Origin of the sequence: Arthrobacter rhizosphaerae, assembly GCF_023062595.1 — a bacterium.
Lineage (GTDB): Bacteria > Actinomycetota > Actinomycetes > Actinomycetales > Micrococcaceae > Arthrobacter > Arthrobacter rhizosphaerae.
In genome coordinates this window covers 1-15,101 of record NZ_JALLAN010000025.1, presented here as the reverse complement: position 1 = coordinate 15,101, position 15,101 = coordinate 1, and the positions used below count along the sequence as shown (strand labels likewise).

15 protein-coding genes are annotated in these 15,101 nt (G+C 63.3%); 6 read left to right on the top strand and 9 right to left on the bottom strand.

The window, feature by feature from the left end; translation table 11 throughout:
* The 4 genes from MU551_RS22330 to MU551_RS22315 form a co-directional block, all read right to left on the bottom strand.
* Positions 1–2,163, bottom strand: a complete 2,163-nt coding sequence (locus MU551_RS22330; protein WP_247048760.1) for a putative bifunctional diguanylate cyclase/phosphodiesterase — start codon at positions 2,161–2,163, stop codon at positions 1–3.
* A 139-nt stretch (positions 2,164–2,302) separates the two neighbouring features.
* Positions 2,303–4,099, bottom strand: a complete 1,797-nt coding sequence (locus tag MU551_RS22325) for a sensor domain-containing protein (RefSeq protein ID WP_247048759.1) — start codon at positions 4,097–4,099, stop codon at positions 2,303–2,305.
* 82 nt (positions 4,100–4,181) lie between these two features.
* Positions 4,182–5,531, bottom strand: a complete 1,350-nt coding sequence (locus tag MU551_RS22320) for a UDP-glucose dehydrogenase family protein (RefSeq protein ID WP_247048758.1) — start codon at positions 5,529–5,531, stop codon at positions 4,182–4,184.
* Positions 5,528–6,679, bottom strand: coding sequence for a glycosyltransferase family 4 protein (locus MU551_RS22315; RefSeq protein WP_247048757.1), 1,152 nt, complete (start codon positions 6,677–6,679; stop codon positions 5,528–5,530). The genes MU551_RS22320 and MU551_RS22315 overlap by 4 nt, the downstream gene beginning before the upstream one ends.
* A 280-nt stretch (positions 6,680–6,959) precedes the next feature.
* On the opposite strand from MU551_RS22315, the gene MU551_RS22310 reads away from it, so the two are divergent.
* Together MU551_RS22310 and MU551_RS22305 are read left to right on the top strand one after the other, a co-directional pair.
* Positions 6,960–7,286 carry an ArsR/SmtB family transcription factor gene (locus MU551_RS22310; RefSeq protein WP_247048756.1) on the top strand — a complete coding sequence of 109 codons (327 nt, stop codon included), beginning with the start codon at positions 6,960–6,962 and terminating at the stop codon, positions 7,284–7,286.
* On the top strand, positions 7,286–7,921 hold the full coding sequence (locus MU551_RS22305; RefSeq protein WP_247048755.1) for a cation diffusion facilitator family transporter: 636 nt from the start codon (positions 7,286–7,288) through the stop codon (positions 7,919–7,921). Before MU551_RS22310 ends, MU551_RS22305 begins: the two co-directional genes overlap by 1 nt.
* 81 nt (positions 7,922–8,002) lie before the next feature.
* Here MU551_RS22305 and MU551_RS22300 read toward each other — a convergent pair whose 3' ends face one another.
* From MU551_RS22300 to MU551_RS22285, 4 genes are all read right to left on the bottom strand, one after another.
* The gene (locus MU551_RS22300; protein WP_247048754.1) at positions 8,003–8,848 is read right to left on the bottom strand and encodes an HNH endonuclease; all 846 of its coding nucleotides are present in this window, start codon (positions 8,846–8,848) and stop codon (positions 8,003–8,005) included.
* Between the two features lie 88 nt (positions 8,849–8,936).
* Entirely contained in the window at positions 8,937–9,557 is a 621-nt protein-coding gene (locus MU551_RS22295; RefSeq protein ID WP_247048753.1) for an L-threonylcarbamoyladenylate synthase, read from the bottom strand.
* Between the two features lie 74 nt (positions 9,558–9,631).
* Entirely contained in the window at positions 9,632–10,060 is a 429-nt protein-coding gene (locus MU551_RS22290) for a DUF1761 domain-containing protein (protein WP_247048752.1), read from the bottom strand.
* Between the two features lie 226 nt (positions 10,061–10,286).
* The gene (locus MU551_RS22285; RefSeq protein ID WP_247048751.1) at positions 10,287–10,748 is read right to left on the bottom strand and encodes a DUF4383 domain-containing protein; all 462 of its coding nucleotides are present in this window, start codon (positions 10,746–10,748) and stop codon (positions 10,287–10,289) included.
* Positions 10,749–10,894: 146 nt separating this feature from the next.
* Here MU551_RS22285 and MU551_RS22280 point away from each other — a divergent pair, with 146 nt between their 5' ends.
* The gene (locus MU551_RS22280; protein WP_247048750.1) at positions 10,895–11,494 is read left to right on the top strand and encodes a hypothetical protein; all 600 of its coding nucleotides are present in this window, start codon (positions 10,895–10,897) and stop codon (positions 11,492–11,494) included.
* Positions 11,495–11,554: 60 nt separating this feature from the next.
* Entirely contained in the window at positions 11,555–12,868 is a 1,314-nt protein-coding gene (locus MU551_RS22275) for a cell division protein PerM (RefSeq protein ID WP_247048793.1), read from the top strand.
* A gap of 5 nt (positions 12,869–12,873) precedes the next feature.
* Here the strand turns inward: MU551_RS22275 and MU551_RS22270 are convergent, their stop codons facing one another.
* Positions 12,874–13,299, bottom strand: coding sequence for a hypothetical protein (locus MU551_RS22270; protein WP_247048749.1), 426 nt, complete (start codon positions 13,297–13,299; stop codon positions 12,874–12,876).
* A gap of 38 nt (positions 13,300–13,337) precedes the next feature.
* Between MU551_RS22270 and purN the strand changes: the two genes are divergently transcribed.
* Positions 13,338–13,931 carry a phosphoribosylglycinamide formyltransferase gene (gene purN / locus MU551_RS22265; RefSeq protein WP_247048748.1) on the top strand — a complete coding sequence of 198 codons (594 nt, stop codon included), beginning with the start codon at positions 13,338–13,340 and terminating at the stop codon, positions 13,929–13,931.
* Between the two features lie 145 nt (positions 13,932–14,076).
* Positions 14,077–15,012: a hypothetical protein gene (locus tag MU551_RS22260; protein WP_247048747.1), complete on the top strand. Its 936-nt coding sequence runs from the start codon at positions 14,077–14,079 to the stop codon at positions 15,010–15,012.
* Positions 15,013–15,101 lie beyond the last annotated feature (89 nt).

The window sequence follows — 15,101 nt, the reverse complement described above, 5'->3', positions numbered from 1 at the left end:
TTAGGGCTTTACCCGCAGTTTGTGGATCAGCTCGAACGCGTGCAGAGTCCTCAGGATGGCCATTTCCAGTCCGGCCTCCGGCTCCGGGTGCGAGAAGTAGAAGCCCTGGAGTGAGTCGCATTTCAGGTCCATCAGGTAGGCGGCCTGCTCCGGGGTCTCGATTCCCTCGGCAGTCACCAGGAGCCCGAGGTTGTGCGCCATGTTGATCATGGAGCTGAGGATGGGCAGCTTCTCCGCCCCGGTTCGGACCATGGATACAAACGACTGATCGATCTTCACGGTGTCCACGGGAAGATCCTGCAGCCGGCCCAGCGATGAGTACCCGGTGCCGAAGTCGTCCAGCGCAACCTGCACACCGGCGTCGCGCAGCTGATTCAACTGCTTCAGCACCTGGCAGTCGGCATCGAAGAACACGCTCTCGGTGACTTCAATGACCATCTGCGCAGGGTCCACGTCGCAGGAGGCGGCAACCCGCAGCACGCCCTCGGCGAAGTTCGGTTCCTGGATCTGCACGCCGGAGATGTTCACGGCGAGGGACCGGGTACGGTCCTCGGCCAGCCACGGGCCCATCTCCGTGCAGGCACGCCGCAGCACGAGGGCCCCGATCGCCCCGATTAATCCGCTGCGCTCCGCAAGCGGAATGAACTGCGTGGGCGGGATGATCTCGCCGTCGCGGTCCCAGCGGGCCAGCGCCTCAAACTGCACCACGGCGTCAAGCCGCGGAGTCATCACCGGCTGGTAGTTCACGTAAATATCGCCGCGGTCTACGGCCAGCCGCAGGCTCGCCTCCATATCGGTGCGCTGGACCAGGGCAGCCATCATTTCCGGACGGAACCGCATGTACCGGTTCTTGCCGGCGGCCTTCGCCGCGTACATCGCGACGTCGGCCTGCCGGAGCAGATCCGAGGGCTCAACCGGCTTCTCGCCCAGCGAAGCAAGTCCCAGGCTCAGGCTCGGCCGAAGCATGGTGCCATAAAGGAAGACGGGAACATTGAGGGAATCGACAATCCGCTCGGCTACCTCCTCAGCGTTCTCAACATCCGTCAGCAGCACCACAAACTCGTCGCCGCCCAGTCTGGCTACTGTGTCGTTGGGCCGGACGCAGAAGCGGAGGCGTCGTGCCACTTCGATGAGCATCTGATCCCCGGCATGGTGCCCGAGGATGTCGTTGACTTCCTTGAAGTCGTCCAGGTCAATCAGCAGGACGTCCACAGAAGTGCCGGCCGGACCGCGCAGGGCCTCGGTGAGCTGATCGTTGAACAGCTGCCTGTTCGCCAGCCCCGTCAGGGGATCCTTGAAGGCAAGATCTTTCAATTGCGCAGCCTGTTCGGCCAGGTCGATCATGGCCTTCCGGGCCTGCTCCTGGGCCTTCCTCCGGGGCGTGACATCGCGGAAGCTCCACACGCGTCCCACGACTTCGTTCGCGACTTTTTGCGGGCGGGAATACCTTTCGAAAGTCCTGCCGTCGAGGAACTCCAAAACGTCGTGGCTTTCAGCATCCGGATTCGCGTAGAGCTCCTTGACCTTCTCCAGGAAACTCTCGGGCTCGGAAAGCTGTTCCAGCACGAACTTCATCACGGCTTCGTCGTCGTGGGTGTCCAGCAGTTCCCGCGGGATGCCCCACATGGACACGAACTGGTCGTTGAGGCCGGCGATCTGACCGTCGCTGCTGACCACCAGGATCCCGTCCGCCGTCGACTCAAGTGTGGCGGTGAGCAGCGACATGGCCTCGCGGAGACTGGCGTCCGATTCTTTCCGGTGGGCGGTATCGCGGACCGTGACCGTCATAAAAGTCCCGGAGGCGGCTTCAAAAAGGGAACACGCCACCTCGCCCGCGAATTCGCTGCCGTCTGCGCGTACCCCGTAAGCCTCGAATGGTTGCAGGGGAGTTTCCGGCGAGCTGCGCCGTAGGGCGTCGAACACTTTGAGGAATCCGTGGCGGAAGTCTTCGGCCAGCAGTATGCGGTGATCGGCGCCAATCAATTCAGCTCGTGAATGCCCGAACATGCGCTCAGCAGCTGAATTCACCAGACTGATGGTGCCGTCCGCGGACAGGACGAGGACCGCGTCCGGGCTGGACTCCAGCACAGAGCGGTGTTCAATCCCCGAGATGGGAATTACTTCACCGCTGTTGTCTGCAGCACGGCGTAAAGACGGTTCCATAGAGCCCTTTTTTTGAGACCTAAAATTATTCATATTCGCCTTCCCCCAAGCACATCATAAGGTGCAAAGGTCAATTATCAATGGCGACGAATCAATTCTGCGTTCCATTTCTTCACGTGCTCCTACAGCCGCTTCAACCTCACCGCCGGCCGCCAACGCGCAGTCCCCGGACGGACTCCATGGCCGTCTCAGCCCTCGTCATGGCCATGTCCAATCGGTTGTCAGAAACCGGCCGCGAGAAGAGGTAACCCTGCAGGAAATCACAGCCCAGATCCATCAGGTACTCGGCCTGTGCCGGGGTCTCAATGCCCTCGGCCGTGACGGACAGGTTCAGGCCGTGCGCCATGGTGATCATGGAACTGAGCAGCGGAAGTTTCTCCGCGCCGGTCCGCACCATCGAGACGAAGCTGCCATCGATCTTCACAGCGTCAACGGGCAAGTCCTGCAGCCGCCCCAATGACGAATAGCCCGTGCCGAAATCGTCGAGGGCAACACGCATCCGTGCCCGCCGGAGGTGCTTCAGCTGGTCGATCACCTGCGAGCCCGGATCCAGGAACACACTCTCCGTCACTTCGAGCACCAACTGTCCCGGATCAACCCGGCAGGAGGACGCGATCCGCAGCGCGACGTCGGCGAAATCGTGCTCGTGCAGCTGGCCGCCGGAAACGTTGAAAGTCAGGGAGCGGGATTTGTCCGCAGCAAGCCACGGCTGCAGCTCAACGCAGGCCCGCGCCATCACGCTGTTGCCCAGATCGCTGATCAGCCCGCTCCGCTCCGCCATGGGAATGAACTGCCCTGGAGGAATGAATTCGCCGTCGCGCTCCCAGCGGGCCAGGGCCTCCAGTTGCACCTCCCGCCCTGAACCGGTGGAAACGACAGGCTGGTACTGCACCTTCACCTCGCCGTGTAGCACGGCGACGCGGAGCCTGGCCTCCATGTCATTGCGGTGGGCCAGGTCCCTAAGCATTTCCGGCCGGAACCGCATGTACCGGTTTTTGCCTCCGGCCTTGGCCGCATACATGGCTACATCAGCCTGCCGCAGCAGGTCCGACGGCTCCATGGTGGTTTCACTCATGGACGCCAGGCCCAGGGAAAGGCTTGGCTTCAGCTGCGCCCCGCCGATGTTCACGGGAACGTTCAGCGTTTCCATGATGCGTTCCGCCACAGCAGCCGGATCCGCGACGTTGGTCAGGAGCACCACGAACTCGTCCCCGCCCAGCCGCCCCACGGTGTCGTTGGGACGGACGCAGGAACGCAGCCGGCGGGCCGTTTCGATCAGCATCTGATCACCCGCGTGGTGGCCGTGGATGTCGTTGACTTCCTTGAAGTCGTCCAGGTCCAGCAGAATGACGTCGACGGCGATATGCCGTGGGCGCCGCATGGCCTGGGCCAGCTGGTCGTTGAACAACTGCCGGTTGGCGAGTCCTGTGAGCTGATCCTGGAACGCCATCGCCCTCAGCTGGGACGCCTCCTCCGCGAGCGCGTTGCCCACCTTCCGGTACGTTGCATCCCGGACGGACATTGCCAATGAGGGCGCTGCCTGGCCCGACGGCCCCGGCGTCTGTGATTCGGGCGGCTGTGATCCGGGCGCCTGGGGTGCCGGAAGCCCTGGTGCCGGAAGCAGGGAGCAGACGATCTCGGCGGGAAACTCGGAGCCGTCCCCGCGCAGGCAGACGGGCTCTATTGGCGCATTCCCAAGAACAGGATCAGGACTTTTCCGCAAGACGTCGTATTCCCAGACAATGGCCTCAAGGAACCCCTCGGCCAGCAGGATCCGGTGATCCGATCCCAGAAGCTCGTCCCGGGACCGCCCAAACAGGCGCTCTGCGGCTGAGTTTGCGCGGCGGATGGTGCCGTCAGGGGCCAGAATCAGCAGCGCGTCAGGGCTGATATCAAGCCCTGCATCGGCGGACGCGTCCCCTTGGGCTTCCGTCATCACGCAATAGAAACAAGGTATTCGGTCTTAAATAGAGCCATCTTGTTTTCCTCCCCCTTGTGGAAATCATAGGGGGCGGAGACTAAAGCGCAAGGGATGCGCTGGCCAGGCCGGCGTTCCTTCCGAGGCCCCGAAGGGTCCAGCCTTCCGCCTGCCACAGCCCGGCGTCCAGGACGTTTCGCGCATCCAGCATCACCCGGCGTCGTACGAGTTTCCCGATGGCGGCGGGCGAGAGCCTGCGGTATTCCTCCCACTCGGTGAGCAGCAGTACCAGCTCGGCGTCATCGAGCGCAGCCTCGACGGAACGCTCGAAGCGCAGCTGCGGATAGCGCATCCAGGAGTTGTTGATGGCCTTCGGATCGGTCACTGTCACGTGGGCCCCTGCTGCCGCGAGCTGCAGGGCCACGTCCAGGGCGGGGGAGTCGCGGATGTCGTCAGTGTCAGGTTTGAAGGCGGCGCCCAGGACGGTGACGGTCCGGCCCGACAAGTGACCGCCACACAGCTCACGGGCGATCTCCACGGTACGGGAGCGCTGGGCGATATTGACGGAATCCACCAGTCCCATCCACGCATCAACAGAGTCCACGCCCAGCCCAACTGCCTGCGTCCGGAAACTGCGGATGTCCTTGGGAAGGCAGCCCCCGCCGAAGCCCAGCCCGGCGTGCAGGTACCGGCCGCCGATCCGCGGGTCCATGCCCATCGCCTCGCTGAGCTCGGTGACGTCCGCGCCGGAGGCATCACACAGCTCGGCCATGGCGTTGATGAAGCTCACTTTGGTGGCCAGATACGCGTTCGACGCCGACTTGATGAGCTCCGCCGTGGCATAGTTGCACACCATCCGCGGAATGCCGGCGCAGAGCAGGGGTTCGTACACGGTGTCCAGTGCGACTGTCACGCCGCGGCCTTCCACCGAGTGCTTTCCGCCGGGCACGCCGTAGACCAGTCTGTCGGGCACCAGCGAATCCTTCACTGCGGTTCCCTGCCTCAGGAATTCCGGGTTCCAGCCGAGGAGCACGTCAGGGCGCTCCGACAGGATGCCGCCCAGCACGTCGACGGTGCCCACGGGCACGGTTGATTTACCGACGACGGCGGCGCGGCGGCCCAGGTGGGGGAGCAGCGCTCCGGTGGCGGCGAGCAGGTAGCTGAGGTCGGCGCCGTCGGACGTTTTGGACTGCGGTGTACCCACGCACAGGAAGTGGACCTGCGCGTCGGCGGCGTCCGCGAAATCGGTGGAGAACCTCAGCCTGCCGGTGGTGAGACCGTCCTGCAGGAGTTCGTCCAGGCCGGGTTCGTAGAACGGTGCGAAGCCACGCCCCAGCTGGTCAACTTTTGCGGCGTCGACGTCGATGCCCACCACACTGTGCCCCATGGATGCCAGCGTGGCGGCGTGGACAGCGCCAAGGTAGCCGCAGCCGATCACGGAGATGTTCATACCGGGTTCCTAACTGTCGGAGTGGTTGCAGTGCTGTGCGAGGCCATGACCTGCCGATAGTGGCGCACCAGCTCGGCGCTGAGCGCAGGCCACGTCCTGCCCTGGACAGAAGTGTGGGCTGCCGCTGCAAACGCCCGGCGCTTGGCGTCGTCGCCCGTCAGGTCCACCACGCGGCGCCGCAGCTCGGCAAGATTTCCCGGCTCGTAGAGCCAGCCGGTGCGGGAGTTTTCCACCAGGTCCAAGGGCCCCCCGCGGCCGGTAGCCACCACAGGCACCCCCGAGGCCATGGCCTCCTGGATGGTCTGGCAGAAGGTTTCCAGCTCGCCGGGATGGACGAAAAGGTCAAAGGAAGCCACCACGCTGGCCAGTTCTTCGCCGCCGAGGAAACCTGTAAACACGGCCCGGGGCAGGGCATCCTGGAGGGTTTCGCGCTGGGGGCCGTCGCCGACGATCACCAGCCTGGTGCCCGGGATGTCGGCCAGGACGGCAAGGTCCTCCACCTGCTTTTCGACCGCCAGCCGCCCTACATAGCCGATGATCCGCTCACCGCCAGGTGCCACCGAAGCCCGCCAGCCGTCGTCGCGCTTTTCCGGGCTGAACCGCGCGGTATCCACACCGCGCCGCCACAGATCCACCCGCGGAATCCCGCGGCCGCGCAACTGGTTCAGCGCGAAAGTGGAAGGGACCAGCGTCCTGCTGGCGAGGAGATGGATGTTCTCCACCCGGTTCCAGGCCCAGTTCTCCATGAACGGGACGCCGTAGCGGGCTGCGTAGCTGGGGACCTCGGTCTGGTAGATGGCCACTGACGGGATGCCGAGCTGGTGTGCAGCCTGGGCCGCCCGCCAGCCCAGGACAAAAGGAGAGGCGAGGTGGACGACGTCGGGTGCGTAATCGGCAAGGATTCGCTTGACCCGATTCACACCTCCCAGCGCCACACGCACGTTGGTGTACCCGGCCAGCGGTACTGAGGGAAGCCGGTGAACATAGGCGCCGTGGACAACATCGAGGACTTCCGTGTCCTGTGTTGACGGCGCAATGACCAGCACGTCGTCCCCCCGTTCCTGCAGATGCTCCAGCACCCGCAGGATGGAGTGCGTAACCCCGTTCATCAGCGGCAGGAATGATTCGGCAACAATTGCGATCCTCACCCCTCCACCGTGTGGGCGGCGGCTTACTCCGCGGGGGAGGGAGCGTGACGGCGAGGGGAAGTTTGGGTTAACCGTTGCCGTTGCCGGCTAGGAAGTCGGCCGGGGCAGGCAGAAATGCGTGACTTATGCGCCGGGGCCCGCGAGAGTTGCCCGCGATCCAGGGGCCGGCGTGAGCTGCCAGGTTCAAAAGTTACGCATTTCGGCTGATGGCTGGCACGGGCTCCGACGCATTTTGATACAGCTTTGCGTGAATCCAGCTTGCCCTGTACTTTGGGCTGTCATGGAGACACTGACGCATTCGGCCGTCCTGGCAAGATTCGGGTATGCCCTGTCTGATCCGACGCGGGCGAAGATCCTGCTGGCGTTGCGGGAGGCCCCTGCCTATCCGAGTGACCTTGCCGAGCTGATCGGAGTCAGCCGCCAAAGCATGTCCAACCACCTGACCTGCCTCCGCGGATGCGGGCTGGTGGTCTCCGTCCCCGAGGGCCGCAAGGCCAAGTATGAGCTCGCCGACCCCAAACTGGGCCACGCACTCACGGACCTTCTGGGCGTCGTTGCCGTGGCGCCGGAGTGCGATTGCAGCAACGACCCGAAGGACTGCTGCTGATGAGCGCCGGGGCATTGCACCCGACGGCACCCACGTTGGAGCGCCGGGCCGTGCTATCCCGCAGGATCAGGCTCTTCGTCGCGGCCACCATTACTTACAACATCATCGAAGCTGTGGTGGCCATCAGTGCGGGAACGGTAGCCTCGTCCGCGGCTTTGGTGGCCTTCGGTCTTGATTCCGTAGTCGAGGTTCTTTCCGCAGCCGCCGTCGCGTGGCAGTTCGCCGGTCCCGACCCTGAGGCCAGGGAGAAGACAGCCCTAAGGCTCGTTGCCTTCTCGTTCTTCGGGCTCGCAGTCATCGTGGCAGTCGATTCGTTCCGCAGCCTCCTGGGCTTCGCCGAGCCGCAGCACTCGCCGGTGGGCATCGTCCTGGCTGCCGTGAGCCTGGCTATTATGCCGGTGCTTTCCTGGGCCCAGCGCCGTGCGGGCAGGGAACTTGGATCCAGATCCGCCGTGGCCGATTCCAAGCAAACGCTGCTGTGCACCTACCTCTCCGCGGTCCTGCTGGCCGGTCTGGTCCTGAACAGCACCCTCGGCTGGACCTGGGCCGATCCCATCGCCGCCCTGGTCATCGCGGGGGTCGCGATCAAGGAAGGCCGTGAAGCCTGGCGCGGCGACTCCTGCTGCGCACACTGACCCGGAGCGCACACTGACCCGGAGGGCACACCGACCCGGAGCGCACACTGACCCGGAGGGCACACCGACCCGGAGGGCGGGCTACGGCGGGCCCAGGATCCGCCGGGCTTCGTTCTGCGCTTCGACTTCCTCGGGGCTGAGGGTTTGACCGGCCAGGAAACCGGCTCCGGAGATGATCCTTCGCAGCTCGGCCACAGTACGGGGGATGCTCACGCCGTGATGGGCCATCGCGTGGCAATTGGCACAAAGCGGAACCAGATCCGTCACCGGGTCCAGTTCGTAGTCGGCCGCGAGCTGCGAGACCGGAACGATGTGATGGACGTGGATGAAGTCCTTCCCTATCTCGCCGTATTTGATTTCGAAGGAGAAACCGCAGACGGCGCAGGTGGTGCCGTGATGGGCCAGGCAGGCCCTCCGTGCTTCCGGGTTCCTCTCATAGCGGTTCACCTCGACCCTGCTGAGGGCCTCTTCCGGATAGGTCCCAGGCGCGGGAAGGGTGGGGTCAGCGATGGGCGCCGGTCCCAACTCGCTCCACAGCAGACGGACTCTTAGCTCCTCGGACGGATCTATGGGGAGCCCCGAACCGGAAGCGGTCTCCCATCGCACTCCAGGCACTGCATCCACAAGTGTCTCCGGGGCAATCTGTTCACCGAACGGGAGGAAGGCGTCGAAGGCGACGTCGACGTGCAGGGATGCTGCGCCTTCCGTGGCGTATGGCTCCGAAAGAACTCTGCCGTGACCGATCAGGCCCCTGCCCGGGCGGCCCTGCAGAAGAAGCCAGGCGTCCGCTCCTATGGGGATGTCCAGGTGCCCGCCCACACTCCAGCTGCGCAGGAACTGACCGGTTTCGGTCACTTGCTTCCGGACGGCCTCATAATCCCAGTCGTTCCAGTGGTCCGGATTCCAGGCCAGGATGACGGCTGTCATGGCTCAACTCTCCGCTGCCCTGATTGAACGCTGCGTCTGATCCAACTCTGCCCCCTGTTCAACGCTTCCCCTCAGCGAAGCCGGGCCCTCATTCGAACCGTGAAGGGTCGCCGGCTCCGCGCCGCACAACTTCAGCGGTTCCTCCCGAAAAGTCCACCACCGTCGTCGGCTCCGTTCCACAGTCGCCGGAATCTATGACGGCATCAACTTCGTTATCCAGGCGTTCCTTGATTTCCCAACCCTGGGTGAGCGGCTCCTCCTGGTCCGGCAGCAGCAGCGTGCTGGTCAACAACGGTTCCCCCAGCTCGGCCAGGAGTGCGTGGACAAACCTGTGGTTCGGGATCCGCACGCCCACGGTCTTCTTTTTCGGGTGCAGGAGACGGCGGGGAACCTCCTTGGTGGCCGGCAGAATGAAGGTGAAGCTGCCCGGCGTCACGGCTTTGATCTGGCGGAAGACATCATTGCCGATGTTCACGAACTGCCCCAGCTGCGCGAAGTCGCTGCACACCAGGGTGAAGTGGTGCTTATTGTCCAGCTGGCGGATGGTACGGATCCGGTCCAGTGCCTCTTTGTTACCGAGCTGGGCACCGAGGGCGTAGCAGGAGTCGGTGGGGTAGGCGATGAGCCCGCCGCCCCGGAGCATGTCCACCACCTGGTTGATGGCGCGCGGCTGGGGGTCCTCAGGATGAACATCAAAGAATCTGGCCATGGCACGAGCTTACGGCTGCGCCACGGTTACGGGCAGGGGGACACGATGGGCTGAGTGCCCGCACAGGAGAACCCTCAGGCGCCGCTGATACCGAAGAGTCCGATGATGAGGGCCATGACCAGGATGGTTACCAGTTCGTGCGCGCAGTTCAGTACAGTCAGCCCGGCGGGTCGGTTGTCGAAGGCATCGTGGGTAATGAAGCGGGCAGCGGTGAAACCGGCCCACAGGATCGCCCCGGTGATGAGCGAGTTGGCCAGGAAGCTGCCGCCGTAGAAATCCTGGGCAATGGCCACCGAACCGGCCAGGACCCACGCCGTCACGAAGCTGACGACCAGGGTTATGGCGATGGGCCGGATGGCATCCTTGGAGTTCCCGCTGGGGGTGACGTTGGCCTTCTTCATCCAGTAATTGCCGAACACCTTTGGGGTGTACCAGACGGAGCCCACCACCATGCTCGAAAGCGTGGCCAATAGCACGGCCCAAAAGTTGATCTCTGGAATCATGGCTTGCTCCTTGGATTCGATCTGCTTTGGATAGCGGCGGATTTAGTACTCTGCATAACCCTCGTAGTGTCTTATTCGGAAGTCTATCCGTGGACATTAAAAAGTCGGTGCAGTTGTCTGCGGGAATCGCAGAACAACTGCACCAACCGGTAGATACGAACATTTCAGATTGCTATGAATCTTTCCTCATTCGCGGCTCCTTATTCCCGGCTTACGAATATCCGGGTTACCTGCGGTCCTCGGCCAGATGCCGGGAGAGAATCCAGCCGGCGCCAATCATCAAAAGACCCAGCACCATGAAGGTCCAGTTGTCAGGGGTGTTCAGCGACAGGAAATTGGCCGCCGAATCCACTCCGACACTAAGCCCGTAAATGCTGAGAACAATGTACAACGCACCAAATCCCATCAGGAAGTTCCGTGCGCCCATACCGCTGCGGCACATTCCCAATCCAATTCCGCCGATGACCAAGTGCACGATATTGAGCAGCATGGAAACCTGGAACAGGTTAAGGAACATTGCATTCGAATCAGGTCCAAAGAACCTTAGTTCGTCGTACTGCGTGGTGACTCCCGGGATAAAGCCCAGGATACCGACCACGATCAAGAGGATACCAACACCCATGCCCACGTTCTGGACGTCTGTGCGCCCAAAATGTATACCGTGAGCATGTGGGGATGCGGTAGTCATTTTCTGCCTCCAACCACTGACTTGCGGACATTCCAAGTTTACGGCGGGTGGACGCAAAAAGCGCTGGATGAAGCCCTGTTAGGAACCCCTGATGGGTACTTCTGCCCAGCGACAGATCCGGCCTCTTCTGCTGGACTTGGGACACCATGAGCCCCCAAAACCGCCTCGCAAAGACCATCCTGACAGCAGCCGTGCTGCTGCTCACTGCCGGATGCAGCGTTGCGGTGCCGGAAAGCCGCGCTCCCGAGCTGGGTGCCCTCCGCGTTGCTGATGGCGCTCCCGCCGGTAGTACGGCGGCGCCGTCGATCAACCGGGCCGAGCAGCTCCTGCAAAAGGTGCATCTGCAACCTTGGCAGAAGGACGTGCCGGTGGTGGTGCAGTCGGGCAACAAGGATATGCAGTGTTCCATCAGTGCCGACGCCGCCGCGTGCCACCTGGTGAGCGACGTGGTGCCCAGACCGGACGATGTGCGCAGCCAGTGCGGCGGAGACAGCAAGTATCACGGCGGCTATGCCGCGGTAACGGTCGACGCCGGTGCACAGTACGGACTCTGCGGTGACGGAATATCGCCCATGGAGGCCGAGAACGTGGCCGGCCCGGCGTTTCCCGGGCCGTGGCTGCAAGACGGCCAGGCGGTTCGGGTCGGCAATATGGTGTGTGAGCGGGCACCCGGCGCGGTCACGTGCGCCCACCTGCGGACCGGCCATGGATTCCTGATCAGCGTGGACAATTACGAACTCTGGTAGTTGCCTGGGGTGCCTGTCGAAACAGGGGGAAGCGGCCCGTACATGGCACGATGGAACACGATGAAACTGCGCGCTGATCAGACCGGAGAACGTGGCCTTCCCATGCCCTTGTGGCTGCAGGGAGCGCTCGAATCGGCGCAGGCAGCCATCATTTCAGCGCTGGTGGTGATTGCACCGATTGTGGCTGCCTGGGCTACGTCCGGCTTCCAGAACTCCGGTTTCGAGGTCCTTGCCCGCCTGGCCGGACAAGCGTGGTTGTTGATTCACGGAGTGCCGCTGCATCTGACAACCATCGAGGGGTCTGCGGCAAGCCAGTCGGACGCAGGGACGCTCTCCTTGATTCCCTTGGGGCTGACCCTTATTCCGTTCCTGCTCGCCTGGCGCGCGGGACGCCGCCTCGCCAGGGCCTCCTATACGGACCAGTTGTGGCAGGCTCTGCTGGGATCCTGGCTGGTATACGGAGCGTTCGGAGCAGCGACCGGTTTCGTGTGCCGCACCACGGACGTCGCCATCAACCTCTGGTTTGCTGCCCTGATACCGCTTGTGCCATTTGCCCTGGGCATGGTGGTTGGCGCTCGCCGCGAAGCAGGTTCCTGGAGCCGGCTGATCGGCGTCGACGCCGTGGCCTGGATTTCGCGGACCAGCCAGCATTCACGCTGGGCGGGCTCGTACGTGGCATCGGTGGCCAAGGCCGCCACGGTGGCAGTCATAGCCGCCTTCGCGCTCTCCTCGGCACTGCTGGCTGTGAATCTGCTGATCCATTGGGACCTGATCATCGCAGTGTATGAAGGGCTCGACGCCGGGGCGATCGGCGGTGCGGTGCTCACTATTGCACAGCTGGGATACCTGCCCAACCTCGCCGTGTATGCGCTCGCCTGGGCGTCAGGCTCGGGCTTCGCCCTCGGGGCGGGATCGCAGGCCGGTCCGCTCGCCACCGCCGTGGGTCCCTTGCCGTCCATCCCCGTTTTCGCCGCATTGCCCTCGGGTTACCTCGAGTACGGGTTCGTCGCCCTGGTGGTGCCGGTACTTGCGGGGATCCTGGGTGGATGGTGGTTCCTGCGGGCAGGGGAGAACCACTTCGATGAGTGGCTGGCCATCAAGATCCGGGCCCGTTGGTTCACTGCGACGGTTTCCACGCTGGCCCTGGGGATTGTGATAGGTGCCGTGGCCGGAGCCCTGGGAGGCGTGCTGGCCTGGCTGGCGCGAGGTTCCGTCGGAATCGGACGCCTCACGGACATCGGCCCCGACCCGATGTGGACGGCAGTCTGGCTGGCAGCGGAAGTGGGCGCCGGCGTCGTGATCGGTTACGCGGCAGGACCTTGGCTGGAACGGCAGCAGAACGTGCCGGAAGAAGACCTGCAAAGCGCTGTTTAGCGCCTTTACATTCCGGGCAGCCTGTTCTCAAGGTCCGTGCGGCATTCAGAGGTGGCGCGTTGCGTCAGAGCCTCGCGCTGGCACTGCTGGAAGTCGCTGAACTGGTTGAAGAACGCGCCCATCACAAGGAGCACCAGGACCATGACACCGGATACCAGCAGCCCGGTGATGACCCCGAACAGCACCAGCTTGGACTCCTTCCGCGTGATGGCACGGATCAACACGATAATCCCCAGCGCCAGGCTGGCTGCCGTGAGGATGGCCGACAGCCAAACGTAGGCGATATCCAGCTGGATCACGAAGAGGGATCCCAGGACCACCACGATAAAAAGGCGGAAGAGGGTGTGCGTCTTGGCGAGCGAAGCCTGGGCGGCCTCGCTGAGCGGTTGCCTGGCGCGCTGCATGCTGCCGGGATCCTGTGTGGGGTTCATGTTTTCAAGCCTACGCGAGCGGCCCCTAAGCTAGAGCCATGCGCATCGTAGTCCTCGTTTCCGGCACTGGCTCCAACCTCCAGGCAGTCATCGACGCCGTCAAGGCAGGCGGGCTGGACGTCGAGATCGCAGCCGTAGGCGCGGATCGTCCCGGGACCTACGGCGTGGAACGGTCAGCCGCAGCCGGCCTCGATACCTTTGTGGTCGATTTCAAGGCCTACCCGGACCGTGCTGAATGGAATGCGGCACTGACCGACGCCGTCGCCGCCTACAACCCGGATGTTGTGGTGTCCTCGGGCTTTATGCGCATTGTGAGCCCTGGCTTCATCGAGGCGTTCGAAGGCAAATACCTCAACACCCATCCTGCCCTGCTGCCCGCTTTCCCTGGCGCCCACGGCGTTCGCGATGCCATGGCCTACGGCGTGAAGGTTACGGGCTGCACAGTGCACTGGGCCGACGCCGGTGTGGACACAGGCCCCATCATCGCGCAGGAAGCCGTGGCCATCGAGGACACCGATACCGAGGAGAGCCTGCACGAGCGCATCAAGCTGGTGGAGCGCCGGCTCCTCGTCTCGACCCTGGCCATGCTGGCGGCAGAGCACAAGGCCGGCCAATTGGCGCCCCGCGGCTAATGCCTCTGCCTTCTTCCCCAACTAGGTAGCAGTAGATGCTGTTTTCAGCGCTCAAAACGTCACCTACTGCTACCTAGTTGGGCTGGCGCGACATCGGGCTGTGGATAACTCCCTATACCCCAGCGCTATTTGCCACGATAGGGCAATGAAGATTCCCCGGCCGCTGCCGGAACACTTGGGGTTCGCAGGCTTTACGATTCAGGAAGCGCTCGACGCCGGTGTCACGCCAGTGCGCTTGCGGCACCGCTCGCTCGCCGCACCTAGTCGTGGGATCAGGCAGCCCTTAAATGAAGTCGCTCCCGTTCTTTCAGAGCAGGTCCGGCCGTTCACTCTGATCACCGAGTTCTCGGCCGCATCCCATGCAACAGCCTTCTCCCTTTGGTCTTTCCCGGGCTTCCATCCGGGGCATGATGAACCAGGAATCCACATCTCCCGACCTGACACCGTGGCTATCCCGAGACGCACCGGAGTCGTGGGACATCGCGGGCAGTTCTTTGCAGATGAGATTGTCAGCATGCACGGCCTGCTCGTCACTTCGCGGACCAGGACATGGCTGGATTGCGCAAGGCGAATGAGCATCGACGAACTGACAGTAGTGGCAGATCATCTTGTGCGGCTTCCACGACCGGACTTTGAAGGACGGACGAAACCTTACGCAACCCTTGATGAACTGGCCGACATGCTGGACAGACACAAGGGCACGCCAGGGATTCAGAAGGCACGTCTTGCCCTTGAACAAGCGCGCATTGGAGCGGATTCAGCCCCTGAGACCCGCCTTCGGCTGGCCTTGGAGAGCGCTGGGTTGCCCGAACCGGAACTGAACATTCCCGCAGTCCTGAGTGACGACGTCGTGCGTCAACCGGATCTTGCTTATCCGCAGTTCCTTGTGGCCGTGGAGTATGACGGGGACGGACATTCGGAAACGGCGCAGATCGTCAAGGACATTGCCAGGGAAGAGGACTTCGTCCGTGCTGGATGGACGCTGGTTCGACTCTCTAAGCGACATATGGCCAATGGTGCGCGGTCTGCCGTGGCGAAAGTTCGAACGGCGTTGATAAATCACGGCTGGTCACCCAACTAGGTAGCAGTAGATGCTGTTTTGCCCTGGCGTTTTACGCCCTGCTGGAGGAAATCCGGTCTGTGCACCCGGGCCTGGAGATCGAATCATGC